The sequence below is a fragment of the Leifsonia sp. RCC_180 genome (genome assembly GCF_058138205.1).
The window spans coordinates 3,248,767-3,270,237 of sequence record NZ_CP200340.1; the positions used below are offsets into that span (position 1 = coordinate 3,248,767).

The following is a 21,471-nucleotide window of genomic DNA, read 5'->3' on the forward strand; positions in this document are numbered from 1 at the left end:
CTTTCTGCGGATCTAGAGCCCGCTATAAGTGGACGCCCATTGCTTGTCCTGCGCGAGGGCGTTCTGGGCGGCAGAGGCGATGCCGACCGCTAGCTTGTGGACGGTGTCCAGGTGCTCATCCACCCGTCGGTTGACGGCGTCGACGGCGTTCTGGTCGATGTTGTGATGCACCTGCAGCCGGTTGATGGCCGCACAGTTTTCAATGTCCGCCTCGGTGATGAACGGAATCATCGCCACCGCGGTCTTTGCCTCACGCAAACCCTGCTCCATCTGTGGGATCAGGCCGCTGTTGACCGCTTTGATTGACCGCAACGGTTCCTCCAGCTGGATGAAGTTCGCCGCCATAGAGGACGCCGCCAACGTGTCCATCATCACCGTCAGCCCGGAGCCCAACATCCCGGCCACGGCCCCGACTGCCGGATTTCGGAGCAGTGCCAGCCCGCCCGTCAGCAGCGGAGCCACGTAGATGCGGACACTTTCCGGCAGCCCACTCAGGACGTTTTCACTGATTGCCTCAAGGCTCCGGCCCTTGACGCCCGCTCCGATTACGGAGCCGTCCTTGGGATCGAAGCCGAAGGCCGTCGGAATGTTGTGATAGTCGAAGAATGCCTGCCCGGGCTTGCCTTTCACGTAGATGGCCGAGCCGCTCGGGTCTCCTAAGAGGTTGCCGATCAGGTCCCACTCGTTCACGTATCTCGACCATGGTTTCCTGCCCGCGGCGACCTCAGCGCGGTACCACTTCTTGTCCTCATCCGAGAGCGAGTCCCAGGCATCCGGACCGTTGAAGGTTGTGGAAGGAACATGCAGTTTGCCGGACACGTACTCCGCCAGGTAACCGCCCAGCGAATGCCCGACAGTCCCGAAGTCCGCCTTTGGATACTTGGCCATCACCTTCTTCGCGTACGCCAACGCCTGAGCGGCCTGCGTTCCCGCCGCGATCTGACCGCCGACCACGATCTGCGCATCGGCACTGATATCCGCGTGGTGACCCGGATTGGTCCCCGCGTACGAGATGTACACCTGCGAATAGTCCGGCTTGCCGTTCACCACCGGCGCGACGGTGATCGCCTGAAAACCCGTCACTGGATCACTCACCGGCGGCGGCGGAACAACCTCGAAAAGCTGCCCGGGTTTGCCGTCGGGGTGGAACCGCTGCCCTGAAGCATACGGCGGGTTTCTCCACAGGGGATCCGCCTTGTACGCCGCCCGCGCGATGCTTCCGTACTCTTCCGCCGTGGTCATCCCAACGCCTCCGACGATCCATCGCTGAAGATGACGGTGACTTGTGAAGGTGCCGGGCTGGGGTCGGGGCTGGGCAGGGGATCTCCGCCTAACTCATGTGGCCCTAAGTGCTCGTGGTAGTCCTTACCGTGAATGGTGATCACCGAGTACGCCGCCCAATCGCCTCCAGGGTCGGTGATGCCCTCCTGAAGGAACTTGATCCGTTCCGTCTCGGGCCAGCCGCTTATGAATTTCAGCGCCGCCTCCCTCTGGTTCGCGAGGTTTGTCGCCGTTGTGTCCTGTTGACCCAATGCACCATCTCCAAATATCGAACACGACGTCAACGCCACAACGATCGCAACGGCGACGCCGAGGCTCGGGAACAGCCTCTTGCGGACGTTTTCGCTTAACAGGCGCACTCGCTGCTCACCGTTATGCCGCCCATCTTTGCTTGAGCAATGTCATGTTCCGGTACGGTATCCCAGCGCGGGAGCCAACTCGGCGTCGGTGTCCGCAATAGATCGGCCGGGCGTGCTGGAGCTCGGCGAGCCCAGGGGGCGAACGCCAGCCGCTCAGACGTCCAGGCGGTATCCGCGCTTCACGACGGTCGCGACCAGCCCCGGCGTTCCGAGGCTCTGGCGCAGCCGGCTGAGCGATACCTCCATCGCGTGCTCGTCGTACTCCTCTGCGAGCGCGAAGGAGAGTTCCCTGCGGGAGACGACGGCGCCGTTCGCCGCGACCAGCGCACGGAACAGCGACAGCGAGGTCGGCGTGAGGCGCACCGGGGTGCCGCCGACGATGGCGAGGCTGCCGCGCAGCTCGACGTCGCCGTGCCGGGTGGAGACGCGCCGGGTCGACCGGGCCTCCAGGTGCTCGCAGACCAGCCGGATGAGCGCGCCCATCCGGAACCGGTCGGGCTGGAGCGGCGTGATCCCGGCCGCGACCAGCGGGGCGACCGTGACCGGTCCGACGCCCGCGGCGACCACGTCGCCTGAGAGCGCATCCACCACCTCGCGGTAGCGGTTGCGGGCGAGGGCCGCGACGAAGAGTCCGTCGACCGCCGGCGCGCTGGTGAAGGTCACGCAGTCGAGCTGGCGGGAGGCGATCGCGTCGACGAGCCGGATGACGCGTTCGTCGCTGTGCTCGGCGACCGACCACGAGTACGGCGCCACCGTGATGACCCGGTTGCCGGCGTCGCGCAGCCGTTGCAGCTGCTCCTCGTCGGTCTGGCCGTGCAGCTGCACGGCCACGGTGATGCCTGCGGGGTACTCGGCGATCACCTTCCCCACGAGGGATGCGGTGGTCTCCTCGTCGCTCATCCCGGCGTCGTCGAGCCCGGCGGCCCGGACGGCACCGCGCGCCTTGGGGCCGCGGACGAGGATCGTCGACTCGGCGAGCACGCGCTGCAGGCCCTCGCCGAGACCGGCGGAGTCGGCGACCTCGAACCAGCGGCGCATCCCGTAGCTCGTGGTCGCCAGGAGCACGTGGGGCGCTGCCGCGATGATGCGTTCGGTGTCCGCGATGACCGGGGCGTCGTCGTCCGCGTGCTGCATGTGGACGGTCGGCGCATGCAGCACGCTCGCGCCGCGGCGCTCGAAGGCGTCGATGAGGTCGGCGGAGCGGCGGTCGCTGGTGACGCCGATCCGGAAGCCGGCCAGCTGGTCCGGCCGGAACGCCGCGACGCCGGGGCGCTCGTCGCTCATCTCAGGGTCCCGTCACCGTGGCGGCATCGCTGAGGGCCGCTGCGGCATCCGCGTCCCCGCCGCGGGCGAGGCGCACGACCTCGCCGATCACGACGACGGCCGGCGAGCCGACGCCCGCCCGGACCGACTCCGTGAGGATCGTGGAGAGGCTCCCGAACGTCGACCGCTGCCGCGAGGAATATCCCTGCTCGATCACCGCGACCGGCATGCCCGGGTCCATCCCGAAGCGGGCGAGACCGGCCGTGATGGAGGGCAGGTTGGTGATGCCCATGAGAATGACGATGGTTCCTCCGAGGCCCGCCAGGTGCTCCAGTTCGGCGGGGGAGAGCGGCGCGTGCCCGGAGACGACCGTGAACATCCTGCTGGTGTTCCGATGGGTGACGGGGATGCCGGCGGCTGCCGGAACAGAGATGGCGCTCGTCACGCCCGGAATGACGCGGACCGGAACCCCCGCCCTGCGGCACGCCTCCACCTCCTCGCCGCCGCGGCCGAACACGAACGGGTCGCCGCCCTTCAGCCGAACGACCTCAGACCCCTCCAGCGCGTGGGCGACGAGGATGCGTTCGATCTCGTCCTGCGGGATCGGGTGGTGACCGGGCCGCTTCCCCACGTCGATCAGGCGGGCGTGCGGCGCCAGCTCGGCGAGGGTCTCGTGCGGGGCGAGCCGGTCGAACAGCACCACGTCGGCCTTCGCCAGGGCGCGGACGGCGGCGACGGTGAGGAGCTCGGGGTCGCCGGGCCCTCCACCGACGAGCGTCACCGTACCGGTGCGAGCAGTCATGAAGCACCTCCTTCGGTCGCGGCAGCCACACGGACCGGGATGGTCGTCCCGGCCACCAGCACAGCGCCCGCCGCCCGTTCCTCCGCGGTCGCCGGACGCAGCTGGCCCCGCTCTTCGACCCGGGCGATCGACGGGTCGGGGGTGCCCGGCTCGTTCACGAACGAGCGGAACCGGCGCAGCCGCTCCGGGTCTCGCAGCGTGGCCGCCCACTCGTCCTCGTAGGTGTCGATGTGCTTCGCCATCGCGGCCTCCAGCTCGTCAGCGAGACCCAGCGAATCCTCGACCACCACCTCGCGGACGTGGTCGACACCGCCATCGAGCTCCTCCATCCACCGCGCCGTGCGCTGCAGACGGTCGGCGGTGCGGATGTAGTACATGAGATAGCGGTCGATGTAGCGCACCAGGGTCTCGTCGTCGAGGTCGGATGCGAGGAGCTGGGCATGCGCCGGCTGGAAGCCGCCGTTGCCGCCGACGTACAGGTTCCATCCCTTGTCGGTGGCGATCACGCCGACGTCCTTGCCGCGGGCTTCTGCGCACTCGCGCGCGCATCCCGAGACGCCGAACTTGAACTTGTGCGGGGCGCGGAGGCCTCGGTAGCGGAGCTCCAGGTCGACCGCCATGCCCACCGCGTCCTGGACGCCGAAGCGGCACCAGGTCGAGCCGACGCAGCTCTTCACGTTCCGCAGCGCCTTGCCGTACGCCTGGCCGGACTCGAAGCCGGCCTCCACCAGGACCTTCCAGATCTCGGGCAGCTGCTCCAGCCGCGCGCCGAACATGTCGATGCGCTGGCCGCCGGTGATCTTCGTGTACAGGCCGAAGTCGGTGGCGACCTGGGCGATCACGGCGAGCTTCTGCGGCGTGATCTCGCCGCCTGGGATGCGTGGCACGACCGAGTAGGTGCCGTCCTTCTGCATGTTGGCGAGGGCACGGTCGTTGGTGTCCTGCAGCTGGCCCCGCCCGCCGTCGAGCGGGTACCCGTTGTGCTGGCTCGCCAGGATGGAGCCGACGGCCGGCTTGCAGATGTCGCAGCCCCGCCCGCGGCCGAGCCGGGTGACCGTGTCCTCCCAGCTGGTCAGCTCGAGAACGCGGATGGACTCGAACAGCTCCTGCCGGGAAAGATCGAAGTGCTCGCACAGCGCGCGGGAGACCGTCGCACCGGAGCGGGTGAGCTCGGATTCGAGGATCTTCTTCACCAGCGGCACGCACGATCCGCACTGCGTGCCCGCGCGGGTGCACGCCCTCAGCTCGCCGAGGTCGTGGCAGCCGTCCTCGACGGCCGTGCGCACGGTTCCCGAGGTCACGTTGTTGCAGGAGCAGACGAGGGCGTCGTCGGGCAGTGCCCCGCCCGCCGGCGGCTCGGCGCCGGCCGCGGAGAGGTAGGCGGCCGGTTCCGCATCGAGCGAGCGGCCGAGCAGGGGCCGCAGGCTCGAGTACGGGGAGGCGTCGCCGACGAAGACCCCGCCGAGCAGCGTCTTCGCGTCGTCGCTCACCACGAGCTTCTGGTAGAGGCCCCGCGCCGGGTCGGCGTAGACGATCTCCAGCGCTCCGGGCTCGCGGGCGAAGGCGTCGCCGAAGCTCGCCACATCCACGCCGGACAGCTTCAGCTTGGTCGCGTCGTCGACGGTCGTGAAGGTGGCGTCGCCGCCGAGGAGGCGGTCGGCGACCGTCTCGGCCATGGCATTCGCCGGGGCCACGAGGCCGACCGTCCGGCCGTCGATGGCCGCGACCTCGCCGATCGCCCAGACCGAGGGGTCGGAGGTGCGGCACGCCTCGTCGACCACCACGCCCCCACGTTCCACCGTCACGATGCCCGCGTCGCGGGCGAGCTCGTCGCGTGCGCGGATGCCGATCGAGAACACGACGATGTCGGCGGGAACGGTCCGCCCGTCCGCGCAGCGCACGGCGGTGGGGCGGCCGTCGTCGTCGAGCAGGATCTCGCGGGGTCGCGTGCCGAGGTGCAGGTCGATTCCGCGCGACCGGATGAGCCGGCCGAGCGCCTGCCCAGCGCCCTCGTCGAGCTGGGCCGACATCAGCCAGCCGCCCGAGTGGATAATGACCGCTTCCGCCCCGAGCGCTGCGACACCTCCAGCCGCCTCCAGCCCGAGCAGACCGCCGCCGGCGACGGCGACGCGCGGTGCGCGGCCGAGGGTCTCGCGCAGGTCGGCGACCTCGGCGACCAGCGCATCCACGTCGTCGATCGTGCGGTAGACGCGGCTGGCGTGCGCTCCCGGGATCTCGGGGACGGGCGCCGACGAGCCGGTGGCGAGCACGAGGTCGTCATAGCCGATCACGGCCCCGGTGGACGTGGTAACCGTCCGGGCCGCGGTGTCGATCGCCGTCGCGGCCTCGCCGACGCGCAGCTCCACGGCCGCGTCCTCCCAGTGCGTCGCGGGCTCCAGGGTCAGGTCGATGGTCCCGTCGGCCAGGCGCTTGCTCAGCTGCACCCGGTCATAGGGGAGGTAGGACTCCTCGGCCAGCACTATGAGGGAGCGGTCCCCGCCGCCGCGCGACACCAGCGCATCCACGAGGCGGTGCGCGGCCGGCCCGCCCCCTACGATCACTGTTCGTCCGGTCGTCATGCGGGCCCCTTCCGGGAGTGTGGCGGCTGCCGCCGCACCGGCGGGAGGCTCCCGCCCGGTGCCTTTCGAGCGTACGGGCGCGCGGTTTCCCCCGAATTTCGTCGGTGTAACCGCGCGTTAACACGAGACGCACACGACGGCCCCACTGGTGTGAGGCGCGGTTCACCCAGAAGTAACAGCCGCCGTCGCCGCCCGAAACATCGGCTGTCTACTCTCGGTGCATGACCATCACGCAGACGACTCCCCGTTCCGATTCCCGGCACGCCGACTGGGTGCGCGCCTGCCAGGTCGACGATCTGGAGCCGTCCTGGGGCGAGGCGGTGCTGCTGCGCATGCGGCAGATCGCGCTGTTCCTGCTCGGCCCGCGCGAGGTCTATGCGGTCGCCCAGGAGGACCCGGACGGCGGCGCGCCGGTGATGGCGCGCGGCATCGTCGGATCGCGCGGCGACCGACCGACTATCGCCTCCCCGTTGCACAAGCAGGTCTACGACCTCGGCACCGGCGAGTGCTTCACCGATCCCGCGCTCGCCCTCCGCACCTTCCGCACGCGCATCGTCGGCGGCTTCATCGAGATCGAACTCGAGGACGCATGACCACGGCCGTCGTCGCCGCCTCCCACGGCACCTCGTCACCCGAGGGGCAGGCCGCCGTGCGCGGTCTGGTCGAGCGAGTGGATGCGGCGCTCGAGGAGCCCGTGCTCGGCTGCCACGTCGATGTGGAACAGCCGGATGTGCCCACCGCGCTCGCCGCAGCCACGGACCTCGCGGATCGTGCGGTCATCGTCCCCCTGCTGCTGTCGGCGGGCTATCACGTGTTCGTCGACCTCGCCGAGAGCGCGGCCGAGGCGCCCCTTGCGACGACGGTTGCGGGCGCCCTCGGCCCCGACACGCGGCTGGCCGACGTGCTGGTGCAGCGGCTGGAAGAGGCCGGGATGCGCGAGGGCGACGCCGTCATCCTTGCCGCGGCCGGCTCCACCGACGAGCGTGCGGTGACCGACTGCCGCACGATGGGCGAGCTCCTCGCGCAGCGCATCGGCCGGCCGGTCACCGTCGGCTTCATCTCCGCCGCGTCGCCCCCTCTTCCTGAGGCGGTGGCAGCGGTGCGCGCCGCGCAGCCCGGCGCCCGCGTGCTCATCGCCACCTATCTGCTGGCGCCCGGCTACTTCGCGACACTCGCGGCGCGCGCCGGGGCGGATGCGGTCTCCGCACCGCTGCTGACAGCCACATCGACGCCGCCGGAGCTGGTGGAGGTCGTGCTGTCCCGCATCGCGGACGCCGCTCCCCATCCCTCCGCTGCCTTACCCGCGTCGCAGCCCGTCCACCTCTGCTGAGATGCTCGTCGTTGCGCCCGACACGCCGTCGGAGAGCGCAACTACGAGCACCTCGCCCGGAGGTCTGACCAGGCTAGGGACGCCGGGAGGGGGCTCCTAGCCGGCGTATTGGGGACGACCGCCCACGCGGTACGTGAGGGCGACGATCCCCGTCCCGAAGACGCGCGAGTCGACCAGGTCGAGCGCGAAGTCGAGGCCCCGCTGCGGGAAGACGCGTTCGCCCTCGCCGACGATCACCGGAAATTGGACCAGGTTCAGTTCGTCGACCAGCTCGTTCTCGAGCAGCCAGCGAACAAGCGCAGTGCTGCCCACCACGAGCAGTTCGCCGCCGGGCTCGGCTTTGAGCTCGCGCACGCGGGCCGCGACGTCGCCCGAGACGACGGTCGTCTGCTGCCAGGTCGGGTCGGCCACGGTCGTGGACACCAGGTACTTCGGCTTGGAGCTGATCGCCTCGCCGAATCCGCCGTCGTCGCTGCGGGCGCCCCAGTAGGTGTCGAACAGGCCGTAGGTCTTGCGGCCGAGGAGGAACGCCTCGGGCCGCCTCCAGGTTTCGAGGATGTACTGCACCGCGTCCTCGTCGTTGAGCGGAAGCGCCCATCCACCGCGAGTGAACCCCGGGTCCATCTCTTCGTTGTTGCCTCCGTTCGCCTGGGCGACGCCGTCGAGGGTGACCTGGAGGCTGACGGTGAGTTTCATGATTTGTTCCCCTTCGCATCCACGCGATCCCCGATCGCAAGGTCCTTCCACACGGCCCGGTCGACTCGGATCGCCTTGGTCGTGCCCTCGTCCGTCTCGACGATGACCTGCCGGTAGAGGTTCGAGCCGTCCAGCAGCTTCCGTGACTTCTCGACCACCGTGCCCGTCCATGACTGTTCGGATCCCATGCGTTCCCCTTCCCCTCTGTTCCCCACTCAGTGCCGTGAAGCTTATCAACGATAGCCTTGCGTGCCAACCGCGATATTCTGTGATGATGCCGTACCCCTCGCGCACCGACCGGGCCTCCATCGTGGCGGCCGCGCTCCTGGTCCTGGACGAGCGCGGACTCGACGATGTGTCGCTGCGTGCGATCGCAGAGCGGCTCGGTATCCGCCAGCCCGCGCTCTACCACCACTTCGCCAACAAGGCGGAACTCTTGGATGCCGTCGCGGACGAGATCCTCGCCCGGCAGCACACGGACCGTCTGCCCGCAGATGGCGAACGCTGGGACACCTTCGTCGCCCGCAATGCGCGGAGCCTGCGCAGCGCGATGCTCGGCACCCGCGACGGAGCGCGCCTAATCGCGTCATCCGGGTCGCGGAGCCCAGAGCTCGACACAGCGATCGCCCAGGTGGGCGTCTTGGAGGCGGCGGGCTTCACGGCCACGGGCGCCATCCTCGCCCTCATCGCCGTGGCTCGGTACACGATCGGCTCGGTGATCGAACAGCAGTCCGCGCGCGACAGCGGGGACATCGTCATCCAGACGGAGCGCACGGACAGCGCTGCGTCACGGCTGATGGACAGCGCCCGACAGGTCGTCGCCCTCGGCCAGGACCACGAGTTCGAGACGGGGCTCGCCGCGCTGATCCGGGGGCTGGCGCCGAGCCCCTCGGAACCTCTCCGGTGAGGTGCTCGTTGTTGCGCCCGACACGCCGTGAAGAACCGCAACAACGAGCACCTCGATGGATGGTGGTGGGGAGGCCTGCGGGGATAGCGTTGAGCATCCCCGACGGGATGTTCAGACGCTTCGAGCAGGAAGGCAGGGCGATGGCCGACGAGACGAGCGGATCGATCGAGTACCCCGATGAGGCCGGCTACCCCGACGGGACCGGCACACTTTCGGAGGACCAGCGGGTGCTGGTCGACGAGGTGACCGCGAACGGTCCGGCGGAGCCGGGGATCGAGTTCTTCGTCGTGGACAACGCGGAGACCGAGAGCTATGACGCGGTCAGCGGCGACACTCTGGTGGGCGGGATCACGTACAAGCGCCACGGCGACGTCATCACGCTGATCGCCACCTCCGTCTATCCCGAGTTCCGCGGCCAGGGGGTCGCGACGGAGCTCATCCGGCGCGTGCTCGACGCCATCCGGTCCGAGGGCCTGCAGGTGAAGGTGCAGTGTCCGATCGTGAAGACGTTCATCGAGCAGCACGACGAGTACGACTCACTCGTCGCCCGAAACTGACGTGACCACACCCCAGACCGAGCCGCCCGCAGCGGTGGTCGCCGCGCCTGGCGACGAGGAGCGCACCGTCATGGTGCACCCGAAGCGGACCTTCCACGGGATCCTCCGGGCGGGCGCCCTCGCTTCCGTGCTGCTCGTCCTCGCCGTCATCCTCGCCGTGGTGTGGGCCAACATCGGCGGGTACGACGAGTTCTGGGAGCAGCCGCTCGGCATCAGCATCGGCCGGTTCGAAGTCAGCTACGACCTGCGCACGTGGGTCAACAGCGGACTCATGACGCTGTTCTTCCTGGCGGTCGGGCTCGAGGCGCGGAGGGAGTTCGACCTGGGCGACCTGCGGGAACGCAAACGCCTGGTCCTCCCGATCACCGTCGGGCTCGCCGGGATGGCCCTGCCCGTCGGCATCTACCTCCTGATCAACCAGGGGATGGATTCGGCCCGCGCCTGGGGCGTCGCGATGTCGACGGACACGGCACTCGCCCTCGGCATCCTCACCCTGCTGGCGCGCCGAGCGCCGAGGCGGACCCGGACCTTCCTGCTCACCGCCTTCGTCGTCGACGACGTCGCAGCCCTCATCATCATCGCCGTCCTCTACAGCGGACCGATCTCGCCGTGGGCCCTCGTCGTCGCCGTGGTCCTGTTCATCGGCATCATCGTCGTGCGGCGGATGGACCGCACCCTCGGCAGGAACCTGGCGATCGTCCTCGGAGTCGGGATGTGGCTCGCCCTTCTGGTCAGCGGGATCGACCCGGTCGTGGCCGGCCTCGCCATCGGCCTGGCGACGACCGCGTACGTGCCGCTCCGAGCCGACCTGGAGCGGGCGACCGGACTCGTCCGGAGCTACCGCGAGAGCCCGAACGCCGAACTCGCGCGGTCGGCGGCGGCCGGGCTGGCGGACTCGCTGTCCGAGAACGAGCGCATCCTGTACCGGCTGAGCCCCTGGACCAGCTATGTGGTCGTGCCGATCTTCGCCCTCGCCAACGCCGGGGTGAGGATCACGCCGGAGCTCCTCGCCCGCTCGGCCGTAAGCGCGATCACGATCGGCATCGTGCTCGGCTACGTGGTCGGCAAACCGATCTCCGTGCTGGGGAGCGCGTGGCTGCTGAGCAGGGTGACCCGCGGGCGCGTCCATCCACAGGTCGGCTGGCTGTCGGTGCTGGGCAGCGGCACGGCGGCGGGCGTCGGCTTCACCGTGTCCCTGCTGATCGCGAGCATCGCGCTGGCGGGGCCGGAACTCGCGGAGGCGAAGATCGGGATCTTCTACTCGGTGATCGGCTCGGCGATCCTCACCTGGCTGGTCTTCCAGTGCGTGCGGTTCATTCCGGCCAACAGGCGGACGGTCGCCCTCAACGGCATGCCGAATCCGACCCTCGACCTGTTGCGTCCCATCGACGAGCGCACCGACCACGTCCGCGGCGCCGACAACGCGCGGGTCACGCTCGTCGAGTACGGCGACTTCGAGTGCGGCTACTGCAAGCGAGGCGAACCCACGGCGCGCGAACTGTTGGAGCGGCACCCGGATGTGGCCCTCGTCTGGCGACACCTCCCGCTGACGGACGTGCACCCCAACGCGTTGCTGGCAGCGGAGGCGGCCGAGGCCGCAGGCGGGCAAGGGGCGTTCTGGCCGATGCACGACGTTCTGTTCGAGAACCAGCACCATCTGACCCTGCGCGACATGGAGGGCTACGCCGAGCAGGTCGGCATCGATCCGGACCGGTTCATCGAGGACCTGCGCAGGCACACCTACGCGGACCGGGTCCGGGCCGACATCATGTCGGCCGAGGAGAGCGGCGCGGCGGGCACGCCCACCTACTTCATCAACGGTCAGCGGCACGAGGGCGCCGTCGACATCGACTCGCTGTCGCAGGCGATCAATGCGGCACGCACGGCCGTCGCCGGAGGCGTCGGAGGGCGATAGCAGGGCGATAGCAGCGGGATGGCAGCGCTGCGTGGCCCGCAGGGGCTACCGTTGGATGATGACCCCGTCTGATTCCCTGGACAGCGAGGCGGAGACCGCCAGCGACACCACCACCACCTTCTCCGATCTCGGACTCGACGGCCCCGTGCTCAAGGCGCTGAAGGATGTCGGGTACGAGACCCCGTCCGCCATCCAGGCGGCGACCATCCCGCTGCTGCTGGAGGGACGCGACGTCGTCGGCCTCGCCCAGACGGGCACGGGCAAGACGGCCGCGTTCGCGCTGCCGATCCTGTCGCGCCTCGACCTGTCGCAGAAGACCCCGCAGGCGCTCGTGCTTGCACCCACCCGCGAGCTGGCCCTCCAGGTCGCAGAAGCGTTCGAGAGCTACGCGTCGCACCTGAAGGGCGTGCACCTGCTTCCGGTCTACGGCGGGCAGGGATACGGCGTCCAGCTCTCGGCGCTGCGCCGCGGCGTCCACATCGTCGTAGGCACTCCCGGTCGCATCATGGACCATCTCGACAAGGGCACCCTCGACCTCTCGCAGCTCAAGTACCTGGTGCTCGACGAGGCCGACGAGATGCTCAAGATGGGCTTCGCGGAGGACGTCGAGACGATCCTCGCCGACACGCCCTCCGACAAGCAGGTCGCGCTGTTCTCGGCGACGATGCCGCCCCAGATCCGGCGCATTTCGAAGAAGTACCTGAACGACCCTGAGGAGATCACGGTCAAGTCGAAGACCACGACTTCGGCGAACACCACGCAGCGCTACCTGGTCGTGTCGTACCCGCAGAAGGTGGATGCGCTCACGCGCATCCTCGAGGTCGAGAACTTCGAGGGCATGATCGTCTTCGTCCGCACCAAGAACGAGACGGAGACGCTCGCGGAGCGGCTGCGAGCCCGGGGGTACTCGGCGGCCGCGATCAACGGCGATGTCGCGCAGGCGCAGCGCGAGCGCACGGTCGACCAGCTGAAGTCGGGCAAGCTCGACATCCTCGTCGCCACCGACGTCGCCGCGCGCGGACTCGACGTCGAGCGCATCAGCCACGTCGTCAACTTCGACCTGCCCATCGACACCGAGTCGTACGTGCACCGCATCGGTCGTACGGGCCGCGCGGGCCGCAGCGGTGCCGCCATCAGCTTCGTGACGCCGCGCGAGCGTCGCATGCTCACGTCCATCGAGAAGGCCACCCGCCAGCCGCTCACCCAGATGCAGCTGCCCAGCGTCGACGACGTCAACGTCACCCGGCTGACCCGGTTCGACGACGCGATCACGGCGGCACTGGCTCAGGAGGACCGCGTCTCGCGGTTCCGCGACATCATCGGCCACTACGTCGAGCACCACGACGTTCCCGAGGCGGATGTCGCCGCGGCGCTCGCGATCGTGGCGCAGGGCGACGAGCCGCTGCTGCTGAGCCCCGAGGATGCGCTCACCCAGCGCGTCGACCGCGACTCCCGCGACGACCGGTCCAGCCGCCCGGATCGAGGCACGCGCGACCGCGGCGATCGTCCGGACCGGCGCGCGCGGAGCGACAAGCCCATGGCCGCGTACCGGATCGAGGTCGGCAAGCGGCAGAAGGTCGAGCCGCGCCAGATCGTCGGCGCGCTCGCCAACGAGGGCGGCCTGAGCCGCGAGGACTTCGGGCACATCCGGATCATGCCGGACTTCTCGGTGGTCGAGCTGCCCGCTGACCTTCCCGGCGACACGCTCGCGCGTCTCTCCGGCACCCGGATCAGCGGCAAGCTCATCGAGATCCGGCCCGACCGCGGCGCCGGCGCCCGCCGCGACACCCCGCGCTACGACGACCGCCCGCCGCGGAAACCGCGACGCAGCTGACGTCCTCGTCATAACGCGTAGAAAGCGGCGTCTACGTAAGTGAGCGTCGTAACGTGCGGCGCTCACGGGTGGTGACGTCATGCGAGTCCGAAACGGTGCAACGAAAGCGGCTCTGATCGCTGCGGGCTCTGCGCTCGCCGTGATAGTCGGGATAACGGTCGAACTGACCACGTCCCCAGGGTGGGGGGTGGTGGCGAGCTGCGGGATCGTCGTGGTCCTCGTGCTGATCCTCACTCGCCTCCTCCGGGGCGAGAACGAGTCCGATGCGCCGCGGCAGTGGTGGCGTATGACGGCGTACCCCACGGCTGGCTTTGTGCTCGCGGGCTGGTTCATCGTGCAGGCGATCGGTTCGGCGAGCACTGCGATGCTCACCGGCGGACGAGCGGGATGGGTGAGTGGAATCGTCTCGCTGGCTATTGCCGTTGCGTATCTGAACTCGGCGATTCGCCTCACTGCGATCCACCCGCAGCGGAACTGAAAGGCGTCGCTGACCGATACCCGGACGGAGTGCAGCATGAGCATAGGTGACCGTTCCCGCTGGGTTCGATGGGCTTTCGGTAGTCCTCGAATCATCCACGCCGTGCTCTGGGGAATGCTCGGCGTAGCATCCGGCGCACTCGGCGTCAGTTACGCCATTCGCGGCATTACAAACTGGTGGCTATTGTTTTTGGCCACAGTTTGGGCCGGGGCGGTCGCCGGGGCCTACCTGGTTATTGCGCTGCGGGATCGACGGCGTGGCACGGGCGCCTACGGGCCGCCACGTGCGCACCGGATGGGCGACGACTAGACGAGCGAAGAGGGGCGTGGAGTGATCCGCGCCCCTCTTCGTGCTCTCAGAGGTCGCCGTGCTCGTCTGCGCGGAATACAACTATCACAGCTCCACGTTGAACAAATCTTTCCAGGCATGGTACGAAGTGCGTATCGGGAAACCGGGCGGGACTCAGGCGTTCGAGTTCAAGACGGGCAGGTCAGCGACGTGCAAAGAGCCCAGTCCGGCTGCCTATCAGTGTGTGTTCTGAGCCAGGAGGTGTGCCCTTGAGCGGGTTCGGTTCCTTCGGGGATGGGCATGGCAATCTCTCTCCTGAGCAAGAGGAGGCCAGCGAGCGCTGGCGAGTGGCCAGCGGCCCGGACACTTCTGAGGACGCACTGTTCCGACTGGCATCCCACCCCGATCGGCAAGTGGCGATAAGTATCGCGGGCAACATCGGCGCGTCCGCTCGGGTTCTTGACGAGGTGAGTCGTCATCACCCGGAAGTTGAGCAATTCGCTCGTCTGAATCGCAATGCGTCGGCCGAGATGAAGGACGGCTCGCCTCTGAGCGAGCACTCCGAGGATTCGTTGGCGATGTACCTGGATGAGCGGGGGGCCACTCCGGATCAACGGAATCGCTTCATCAAGCGTTTGCGATCGTTGCGCGCGCCCGGGGGCCCGACGGTGCGAGAAGTGTGGGAGTCCGTACGTAACGACTGACGGCTCTCCCCTCGACGACCGCCCATCGCGGAAGCCCCGACGCAGCTTACGTCGGCGGCTCCGCGACGGGCGGTGCCAGTGGAGGGTGCCCTTCAGCGGGCGGCGTCCCTCAGTGGGCGACGACCGGCTCCGGAGCGGCCGAGGTGTCGGCGACTCCGTCACCGGCCGAACCTGCTGGTGCCGCGCTTGCCTGCGTGGCGCCCCGGCGCCGGTAGAGGAACGCGGTGAGCACGGCGCCGAAGGCGAAGAACGCGGCGCCCCACCAGTAAGCGGTGGCGTAGCTGTGCACGGCCGCCTCCGCGGCGACCTGCGGCGTCGGCGGCAGGTGCGACGCGAGGTAGTCGGCGGCCGCCGTCGCCGCGAGCGTGTTCAGCAGCGCGGTGCCGATGGAACCGCCGACCTGCTGGCTGGTGTTGACCATCGCCGACGCGACGCCCGCGAAGCGGCGGTCGACCCCGAGCGTCGCGGTCTGGATCGCGGCCGGCATCGTGGAGCCCATCCCGAAGCCGAGGATCATCAGCGGCGGGAGCAGGTCGACCGCGTAGTTCGCCGTCACACCGAGGTGCGTCAGGTAGAGCATGCCGCTCCCCGCGATCGTCATGCCGATCGGCACCATGACCTTCGGCCCGAACCGCGGAACGAAGATGTTGGTCGAGAGCTGCGCGGCGAGCACGAGCATCACGATCATCGGAAGGAAGCCGAGACCGGTCTGGATGGGCGTGAACTTCAGCGTGGACTGAAGGTAGTACGTCACGAACAGGAAGATGCCGAACATCCCGGCGCCCGCGATCAGGATCGCGCTGTACGACGCGCCCCGGTTGCGGTCGAGCACGATCGGCAGGGGAAGGAGCGGATGCGTTGCGCGACGCTGCCAGATCACGAAGGCGATCAGCAGGATCCCGCCGGCCGCGAGGAAGCCCCATGAGAGCGGCGAGTCCCATCCTTCGGATTCGGCGTTCGAGAAGCCGTAGACGATGGAGAAGAGCGCGGCGGACACGAGGATGGTGCCCGGCACGTCGAGCTTCGGACGCGGCCCGGTACGCGGGACGGTGGTGACGAAGAGGACCGCCCCGACGACCGCGACCAGCGCGATGACCACGTTGATGTAGAGGTTCCAGCGCCAGTCCAGCTGTTCGGTGAGCACGCCGCCGAGGAGCAGGCCGACGGCTCCGCCGGCGCCGGCGATCGCGCCGAAGATGCCGAACGCGCGCGCCCGTTCCTTGGGCACCGTGAAGGTCGTGGTGAGCACCGCGAGGGCGGTCGGGGCGAGCAACGCGCCGAACGCGCCCTGGAGAGCGCGGGCGCCCACCAGGAGTTCGAACGTGCCCGCGGCGCCGCCGAGCGCGGAGGCGCCGGCGAAGCCGACCAGGCCGATGATGAAGGCGCGTTTGCGGCCGATCAGGTCGGAGACCCGGCCGCCGAACAGCAGGAGGCTGCCGAAGGCGAGGGAGTAGGCGGTAACGATCCACTGGCGGTCGGCGTTCGAAAAGCCGAGATCGGCCTGCGCGGACGGCAGGGCGATGTTCACGACGGTCGAGTCGAGCACGACCATCAGCTGCGCCAGGGCGACGGTGACGAGGGTCCACCAGCGCCGCGAGGAGGGCGCGGCCGCGTCGGGTGCCGCGGTCGTAGAGGAGGGGTTGGTCTGAGACATGAGCGTCAGCCTATACGAAACTCAGCAGTTCCGGATCTCTTTTGTTCAGGAATTCATCTAGACTGTCAGAGATGGAAACACAAGCCCTCGCACCGAAGCTCGGGCGCAAGCGAGATCACACCCGCGACCCCGAGATCCTCGAGGCCGCCCTCGACGTGCTCGCCGAGACCGGCTACGACCGCATGACGGTCGACATGGTCGCCGCACGCGCCAAAGCGGGCAAGGCGACGGTGTACCGGCGGTGGGCCTCCAAGGCCGAGTTGGTCGTCGACGCCGTCGCCTGCATGAAGAAGGTCGACGTGGAGTCGACGGCGCTTCCCGACACCGGCACCCTTCGTGGCGACCTCGTCGCCATGATGAAACCGCACACCATCGTCGACGCCGAGAAGAAGCTTCGGGTGATGGCGGGCCTCGTCTCGATGCTCGCCGAGAATCCGGACCTCGCAGAAGCGGTCAATGCCGCGATCGTCGAGCCGCGCGCATCCATCAACCGGATGTTCCTGCGCCGCGCTGTGGAACGCGGCGAGATCCCCGCCGACTGTGACATCGAGCACCTCGCGCTCGTCGCGCCGTCGATGGCGGCCTACCGGGTGCTGGTGCTGCGGAAGCCCGTCGACCGGGAGTTCCTGCTCAGGATCATCGACGACATCCTGCTGCCCGCCGTCGGCATCAGACGGACCGCGCCGGATCGCGTCTAGACCCCGCGCGTACGGTGTGGGAGGTGCAGACGTTCCTCCCGTATCCGTCCTTCGCGGAGAGCGTGCGCATCCTCGACCGCGCCCGGATGGGGAAGCAGCGCGTCGAAGCACTGCAGGTGCTCCGCGCGGTCACGGTTCCCGGGTACGGGTGGCGGCACCATCCCGTCGCGAAGATGTGGCGGGGATACGTCCCCGCCCTGACCAAGTACGCGCTCGAATCCGCTGACGCGTGGATCGAACTCGGCCACGCCGACACCGTGCGTCCGCAGGTGCTCGAGTTCGCGCCGGAGGTGGTCGACCTCGCCCAGGACGAGCTCGAGGTTCCGCCGTGGATCGGCGACCCGGAGTTCCACCGCAGCCACCGGTCGAACCTGGTGCGCAAGGATCCCGAGTTCTACCGTCCGCTGTTCCCGGATGTGCCTGACGACCTGCCGTACGTGTGGCCCGGTGCGAGCCGGGAGGCCGACGGATCGCCGCTGCTGGACGTCTAGACGGCCCCGCCCTCGGCGAGGGGCAGGAAGACGCGCATCGTACTCGGCCCCCGGTTCGCCCAGCGGTGGTACGGGATGAGGCGGGCCGTGGTCTCCGTGCCCGCCTCAGCCACCGGACGGTCGCCGTAGGGCCACGACGACTCCCGCTCGGGCGCGATCCGGAGCCGGACGGACGCGCCGTCGCCGGTGGTCTGCAGCGGTGCGCTGGAGTCGATGCTGACACGACCGACGTCGACGCCGGCGGGGAGGTCCGTGGACTCGGCGCACAGCACGAGCGGGCCGCGCTCCACCGCGACGGTCCCGCGGAGAGCGTCGATGCGGGGGTCGGGATGGGTGAGGCGCGCCTCCAGAGGAAGCTCCACGTCGATCCTGCTCTCGGGCGCGAAACGGTCGCGCACGCGCGCATACCCGTCGGCGACGGCCACCTCCATCCCGTCGAGCAGGACGCGCGCGCCCTGCGCCCAGCCGGGGATGCGGATGGCGACCTCCGCCTCGCCCTCGGACTCGACCGCAACCGAGAGCGAGCCCGCGAACGGGTAGCCGCCGCTCTCCACCCGCAATCGCAGCGCGCCGCTCGCGACGACCGTCGAGATCTCCGCGTCGGCGAACTGGTGCAGTTGCACACCGTCCGGCGTCGCCGTGGCGATGTACGAGCCGACACTCGCGAGAGTCCGGGCGACGTTCGTCGGACAGCAGGAGACCTCGAACCAGGGAGCCCGCATGCTCGACTCGGCGCGCTCGCTGATCTCGTCCTCGTCCGGGACCGAGCCGGCGAAGCGCTGGTGGAGCGTGTTCGCGTAGTAGAACGCGCGGCCGTCCTCGCGGGGAGACACCAGCACCGCATTGAGGAGAGTCCGCTCGATGAGGTCGGCGTACTTCGCCTCGCCGGTCTGCAGCAGCAGCCTCCAGCTGAACATCACCGAGCCGATCGCGGCGCAGGTCTCCGCGTAAGCGCGGTCGGCGGGCAGCTCCAGGTCGCTCCCGAACTCCTCGTTCTGATGGTGGGATCCGATCCCGCCGGTAAGGTAAGTGCGTCGCGCGACGGTGTTCTCCCACTGGCGCCTGAGGACGTCGAGCAGCTCGTCGTCGCCCACCTCGGCGGCGACATCCGTCGCTCCCGCGGCGAGGTACATGGCGCGAACGGCGTGTCCGCGCAGCACGTCGGCGCTGCGGACAGGCTGGTCGTCGAGGAAGTACTCGCTTCCCTGGAACAGAGTCGTCTTCAGCGTCCGCCGTCCGCGCCGCTCGACGAAGAGGCGCGCGAGGTCGACGTACCTCGGCTCGTGGAGCGCCCGGCCCAGCTCGACCAGGGCCGTCTCGATCTCCGGGTGCCCGCAGATCTCGTCCCGACCCTCAGGGCCGAACTCCCGGTAGACGTGGTCCGCGAGTCTCCGCGCCACCTCGACGATCGTGTCGTCGTACCCGGTCCGGATGCGCGCGACGGCCGCCTGGAACAGGTGCCCGAAGCAGTAGAGCTCGTGTCCCCACTCCAGATCGGAGAAGCGCGGGCGCTGCCCGGGCCTGCCGAACGACGTGTGGAGGTAGCCGTCGGGTTCCTGTGCCGCGGCCACCCGCTCGACCAGCCGCCGGTACACGGCGTCGAGCCCAGTGTCGCCGGCCCGGCCGATCTCCCATGCCATCGCCTCGAGCAGCTTGTAGACCTCGGAGTCGACGAACTCGATCCCCTCGTGGTGCTCGGCGACGGTGCCCGCCGCAGCCCGGTCGAAGTTGCCGATCCAGCCGATCCGTTCCATCCAGGTCAAGCAGTGATCGATGATCGCGCTCGCATTGAGCTCCTGCTTCTCCCGCCAGAATCCGCCGGTGATGCGGACCTCCGCCGGGTTGAGCGGACGAAGCGCCGAGGCGCGGGGCGAGACCGGTCCGCCGAGGCGGGTGAGGTCGAGGGTGTCCGTCATCGTTCTCCTGCAAGGGCGGGGGCCAGCGCGCGTTGCCGCGCGTCGGCCCGGAGGGTCAGGTAGGCGGCGGCGGTCCAGCTGTACGCGCGGTCGCGGAGGCCCGCACCGGTGCGCGCGTCGAAGTTCTCGGCGAAGCCGGACCTCTCGCAGACGGCCTGGAAGGAGGCGGAGACCCGGTCGGCCAGCTCAGCGCATCCTGCTCGCCGGAGTCCGTCCTCGATCAGCACCGTCGCCGGCGCCCAGATCGGACCACGCCAGTAGCCGTCGTCCTCGTAAAGCGGTGAGCCGACCGGCTCGGTCGCGGGCCCCCACTCGGTGAGGTGGTCGCCGATGGAGGCGGCCAGCCGCTCCACGACCTCGGACGGCAGCTGCTCGCCGAGAATGATCGGCAGGCAGTTCAGGAGGCTGCTGTCGAGGGTGGCCTCGGCGGTCGCGAGGGACCGGGCGACGAACGTGCCGCCGGTCCAGAGCTGATCGAACAGTGCGGCGCGGAGCTCGCGCTCGGCCGCCGACCACTCCTTGGACGAGTGACCGAGCTCCTCGCTGAGGTCCGCGAGAACCCGCAGCTGCACGATGAGGAAGGCGGCCAGGTCGGGCGCCTCGATTACGCCGCCCTTGTCGAAGGTCGTCGCGTTGTCCCACCCGCTGTCGTTGCCGTGCTGGTAGTACGGCAGCGCGTGGCCGGGCTTGCGGCGGTAGTCGAGCCAGAACCGGGTCCAGGCGCTCAGACGAGTGTGGACCTCCTGGAGCTGCCCGACGCTATATGGCCGAGCGGTCCGGGCGCGGAGCTGTGCGAAGGCCCAGCCGTGGATGGGCGGCTTCACGAAGTTGTACAGCACCTCCGAGTGGGTCACCGAGTCGGGCAGGGCGCCGACCGGGTTCTGGTGGTCGAACGGGAGCAGGAACTGGTCGAGCGCCGCATCGGGGTCGCTCGGAGCGAGCGCGAGGGCGTTGAAGCAGTGATCCCAGCTCCAGACCTTGTCCATCCAGTGCTTGGACATCAGCACGGCCTCCCGCGTGACGAAGCCGGCGGGAGCGACCGTGGCGGACCACAGGACGTAGGCGGCCTTGATCGCGGTGGGTGTCGCTTCCCCGCCGATCAGACCGTCCCAGTACGCGCGGAACTCCGCGCGTCTGGCGTCGGCCACCCGGTCGAAGTCGTCGGCCGTGCCGGCCGGCGGAGCGCCCGTCTCTATCTCCTCGAGGAGCACCTCCCACGGCGCGTCCGAGCCGAAGGTCAGCGAACGCTCGCCGACGCCGACCCGCTCCGCCCCGGTCACCTCCGGCTGACCGGTCAGGGTCGTGAACCGGTAGCGCCGGCCCGACTCGTAGCTCGTCAGGGTGACCGCATCGTCGAGCGGGTCCACGAACAGGTAACCGCCGGTGAACGGCGTGAGCTCGTCCGGGGCGAGGAAGCTCATCCCGAGACCGTTCCCGCGGAACCGCATGCCGCCCTCGCCGAAGACGGCCTCCACCGAAGCGCCGGCCACATTCCAGCTCAGGACCGCAGGAGTCGCCCGCACCACGGCATCCACCCTCCGTCCGTCGAGCCGCGGCTCGAGACGGAAGACGGCGTGCATGCCGCCCGTGTGCGTCACCAGGTGGATGTCGTCGGCGAGAGTGTGCAGGCCGGTGACCCGCGACAGGTCCAGCCAGGCGCCCCGACGGGAGAAGGGGATCTCCGCGATGTCGAAGGAGAAGTCGTCGAAGTGCTGCATG

20 protein-coding genes are annotated in these 21,471 nt (G+C 69.3%); 10 read left to right on the forward strand and 10 right to left on the reverse strand.

Annotated elements, in window-relative coordinates; translation table 11 throughout:
- Nucleotides 1-12: 12 nt before the first annotated feature.
- From AB7E03_RS16060 to nirB, 5 genes are all read right to left on the reverse strand, one after another.
- Nucleotides 13-1,242: a hypothetical protein gene (locus tag AB7E03_RS16060; protein WP_489942339.1), complete on the reverse strand. Its 1,230-nt coding sequence runs from the start codon at nucleotides 1,240-1,242 to the stop codon at nucleotides 13-15.
- A complete protein-coding gene (locus AB7E03_RS16065) occupies nucleotides 1,239-1,640 on the reverse strand; it encodes a hypothetical protein (protein WP_489942340.1) in 402 nt (133 codons plus the stop codon). Before AB7E03_RS16065 ends, AB7E03_RS16060 begins: the two co-directional genes overlap by 4 nt.
- 153 nt (nucleotides 1,641-1,793) lie before the next feature.
- Nucleotides 1,794-2,924: a uroporphyrinogen-III synthase gene (locus tag AB7E03_RS16070; protein ID WP_489942341.1), complete on the reverse strand. Its 1,131-nt coding sequence runs from the start codon at nucleotides 2,922-2,924 to the stop codon at nucleotides 1,794-1,796.
- Nucleotide 2,925: 1 nt separating this feature from the next.
- On the reverse strand, nucleotides 2,926-3,705 hold the full coding sequence (gene cobA / locus AB7E03_RS16075) for a uroporphyrinogen-III C-methyltransferase (RefSeq protein WP_489942342.1): 780 nt from the start codon (nucleotides 3,703-3,705) through the stop codon (nucleotides 2,926-2,928).
- A complete protein-coding gene (nirB, locus tag AB7E03_RS16080; RefSeq protein ID WP_489942343.1) occupies nucleotides 3,702-6,284 on the reverse strand; it encodes a nitrite reductase large subunit NirB in 2,583 nt (860 codons plus the stop codon). The genes cobA and nirB overlap by 4 nt, the downstream gene beginning before the upstream one ends.
- A 221-nt stretch (nucleotides 6,285-6,505) precedes the next feature.
- Here nirB and nirD point away from each other — a divergent pair, with 221 nt between their 5' ends.
- A complete protein-coding gene (gene nirD, locus AB7E03_RS16085) occupies nucleotides 6,506-6,877 on the forward strand; it encodes a nitrite reductase small subunit NirD (RefSeq protein ID WP_441783447.1) in 372 nt (123 codons plus the stop codon).
- Nucleotides 6,874-7,614, forward strand: coding sequence for a sirohydrochlorin chelatase (locus tag AB7E03_RS16090; protein ID WP_489942344.1), 741 nt, complete (start codon nucleotides 6,874-6,876; stop codon nucleotides 7,612-7,614). Before nirD ends, AB7E03_RS16090 begins: the two co-directional genes overlap by 4 nt.
- Nucleotides 7,615-7,710: 96 nt before the next feature.
- On the opposite strand, the gene AB7E03_RS16095 is transcribed toward AB7E03_RS16090, so the two are convergent.
- Both AB7E03_RS16095 and AB7E03_RS16100 read right to left on the reverse strand, forming a co-directional pair.
- Nucleotides 7,711-8,310, reverse strand: a complete 600-nt coding sequence (locus AB7E03_RS16095) for a dihydrofolate reductase family protein (RefSeq protein ID WP_489942345.1) — start codon at nucleotides 8,308-8,310, stop codon at nucleotides 7,711-7,713.
- Nucleotides 8,307-8,498: a DUF7489 domain-containing protein gene (locus AB7E03_RS16100; RefSeq protein WP_489942346.1), complete on the reverse strand. Its 192-nt coding sequence runs from the start codon at nucleotides 8,496-8,498 to the stop codon at nucleotides 8,307-8,309. The genes AB7E03_RS16095 and AB7E03_RS16100 overlap by 4 nt, the downstream gene beginning before the upstream one ends.
- Before the next feature lie 86 nt (nucleotides 8,499-8,584).
- Here AB7E03_RS16100 and AB7E03_RS16105 point away from each other — a divergent pair, with 86 nt between their 5' ends.
- The 6 genes from AB7E03_RS16105 (at nucleotide 8,585) to AB7E03_RS16130 (ending at nucleotide 14,993) form a co-directional block, all read left to right on the forward strand.
- Nucleotides 8,585-9,217, forward strand: coding sequence for a TetR/AcrR family transcriptional regulator C-terminal domain-containing protein (locus AB7E03_RS16105; RefSeq protein WP_489942347.1), 633 nt, complete (start codon nucleotides 8,585-8,587; stop codon nucleotides 9,215-9,217).
- Between the two features lie 140 nt (nucleotides 9,218-9,357).
- The gene (locus AB7E03_RS16110; RefSeq protein WP_489942348.1) at nucleotides 9,358-9,774 is read left to right on the forward strand and encodes a GNAT family N-acetyltransferase; all 417 of its coding nucleotides are present in this window, start codon (nucleotides 9,358-9,360) and stop codon (nucleotides 9,772-9,774) included.
- 1 nt (nucleotide 9,775) lies between these two features.
- The gene (locus AB7E03_RS16115; RefSeq protein WP_489942349.1) at nucleotides 9,776-11,689 is read left to right on the forward strand and encodes a Na+/H+ antiporter NhaA; all 1,914 of its coding nucleotides are present in this window, start codon (nucleotides 9,776-9,778) and stop codon (nucleotides 11,687-11,689) included.
- A gap of 58 nt (nucleotides 11,690-11,747) precedes the next feature.
- Nucleotides 11,748-13,523 carry a DEAD/DEAH box helicase gene (locus tag AB7E03_RS16120; protein WP_489942350.1) on the forward strand — a complete coding sequence of 592 codons (1,776 nt, stop codon included), beginning with the start codon at nucleotides 11,748-11,750 and terminating at the stop codon, nucleotides 13,521-13,523.
- A gap of 187 nt (nucleotides 13,524-13,710) precedes the next feature.
- A complete protein-coding gene (locus AB7E03_RS16125) occupies nucleotides 13,711-14,001 on the forward strand; it encodes a hypothetical protein (protein ID WP_489942351.1) in 291 nt (96 codons plus the stop codon).
- A 557-nt stretch (nucleotides 14,002-14,558) separates the two neighbouring features.
- Nucleotides 14,559-14,993, forward strand: a complete 435-nt coding sequence (locus tag AB7E03_RS16130) for a hypothetical protein (protein WP_489942352.1) — start codon at nucleotides 14,559-14,561, stop codon at nucleotides 14,991-14,993.
- A gap of 109 nt (nucleotides 14,994-15,102) precedes the next feature.
- On the opposite strand, the gene AB7E03_RS16135 is transcribed toward AB7E03_RS16130, so the two are convergent.
- Nucleotides 15,103-16,647, reverse strand: coding sequence for an MFS transporter (locus AB7E03_RS16135; protein WP_489942353.1), 1,545 nt, complete (start codon nucleotides 16,645-16,647; stop codon nucleotides 15,103-15,105).
- Between the two features lie 71 nt (nucleotides 16,648-16,718).
- Between AB7E03_RS16135 and AB7E03_RS16140 the strand changes: the two genes are divergently transcribed.
- Together AB7E03_RS16140 and AB7E03_RS16145 are read left to right on the forward strand one after the other, a co-directional pair.
- Nucleotides 16,719-17,345 (forward strand): TetR/AcrR family transcriptional regulator, encoded by a 627-nt coding sequence (locus AB7E03_RS16140; RefSeq protein ID WP_489942354.1) that lies wholly within the window; start codon nucleotides 16,719-16,721, stop codon nucleotides 17,343-17,345.
- A 23-nt stretch (nucleotides 17,346-17,368) separates the two neighbouring features.
- The gene (locus AB7E03_RS16145; protein WP_489942355.1) at nucleotides 17,369-17,836 is read left to right on the forward strand and encodes an MSMEG_6728 family protein; all 468 of its coding nucleotides are present in this window, start codon (nucleotides 17,369-17,371) and stop codon (nucleotides 17,834-17,836) included.
- On the opposite strand, the gene AB7E03_RS16150 is transcribed toward AB7E03_RS16145, so the two are convergent.
- Together AB7E03_RS16150 and AB7E03_RS16155 are read right to left on the reverse strand one after the other, a co-directional pair.
- Nucleotides 17,833-19,752: a glycoside hydrolase family 127 protein gene (locus AB7E03_RS16150; protein WP_489942356.1), complete on the reverse strand. Its 1,920-nt coding sequence runs from the start codon at nucleotides 19,750-19,752 to the stop codon at nucleotides 17,833-17,835. The genes AB7E03_RS16145 and AB7E03_RS16150 overlap by 4 nt on opposite strands.
- Complete coding sequence (locus AB7E03_RS16155) at nucleotides 19,749-21,470, reverse strand: amylo-alpha-1,6-glucosidase (RefSeq protein WP_489942357.1); 1,722 nt, start codon at nucleotides 21,468-21,470, stop codon at nucleotides 19,749-19,751. The genes AB7E03_RS16150 and AB7E03_RS16155 overlap by 4 nt, the downstream gene beginning before the upstream one ends.
- Nucleotide 21,471 lies beyond the last annotated feature (1 nt).

Coding starts and splice junctions, on each gene's coding strand:
- AB7E03_RS16060 (WP_489942339.1), bottom strand. CDS start 1,242: ATGACCACGGCGGAAGAGTACGGAAGCATCGCGCGGGCGGCGTACAAG.
- AB7E03_RS16070 (WP_489942341.1), bottom strand. CDS start 2,924: ATGAGCGACGAGCGCCCCGGCGTCGCGGCGTTCCGGCCGGACCAGCTG.
- cobA (WP_489942342.1), bottom strand. CDS start 3,705: ATGACTGCTCGCACCGGTACGGTGACGCTCGTCGGTGGAGGGCCCGGC.
- nirB (WP_489942343.1), bottom strand. CDS start 6,284: ATGACGACCGGACGAACAGTGATCGTAGGGGGCGGGCCGGCCGCGCAC.
- nirD (WP_441783447.1), top strand. CDS start 6,506: ATGACCATCACGCAGACGACTCCCCGTTCCGATTCCCGGCACGCCGAC.
- AB7E03_RS16090 (WP_489942344.1), top strand. CDS start 6,874: ATGACCACGGCCGTCGTCGCCGCCTCCCACGGCACCTCGTCACCCGAG.
- AB7E03_RS16095 (WP_489942345.1), bottom strand. CDS start 8,310: ATGAAACTCACCGTCAGCCTCCAGGTCACCCTCGACGGCGTCGCCCAG.
- AB7E03_RS16100 (WP_489942346.1), bottom strand. CDS start 8,498: ATGGGATCCGAACAGTCATGGACGGGCACGGTGGTCGAGAAGTCACGG.
- AB7E03_RS16105 (WP_489942347.1), top strand. CDS start 8,585: ATGCCGTACCCCTCGCGCACCGACCGGGCCTCCATCGTGGCGGCCGCG.
- AB7E03_RS16110 (WP_489942348.1), top strand. CDS start 9,358: ATGGCCGACGAGACGAGCGGATCGATCGAGTACCCCGATGAGGCCGGC.
- AB7E03_RS16120 (WP_489942350.1), top strand. CDS start 11,748: ATGACCCCGTCTGATTCCCTGGACAGCGAGGCGGAGACCGCCAGCGAC.
- AB7E03_RS16135 (WP_489942353.1), bottom strand. CDS start 16,647: ATGTCTCAGACCAACCCCTCCTCTACGACCGCGGCACCCGACGCGGCC.
- AB7E03_RS16140 (WP_489942354.1), top strand. CDS start 16,719: ATGGAAACACAAGCCCTCGCACCGAAGCTCGGGCGCAAGCGAGATCAC.
- AB7E03_RS16150 (WP_489942356.1), bottom strand. CDS start 19,752: ATGACGGACACCCTCGACCTCACCCGCCTCGGCGGACCGGTCTCGCCC.
- AB7E03_RS16155 (WP_489942357.1), bottom strand. CDS start 21,470: ATGCAGCACTTCGACGACTTCTCCTTCGACATCGCGGAGATCCCCTTC.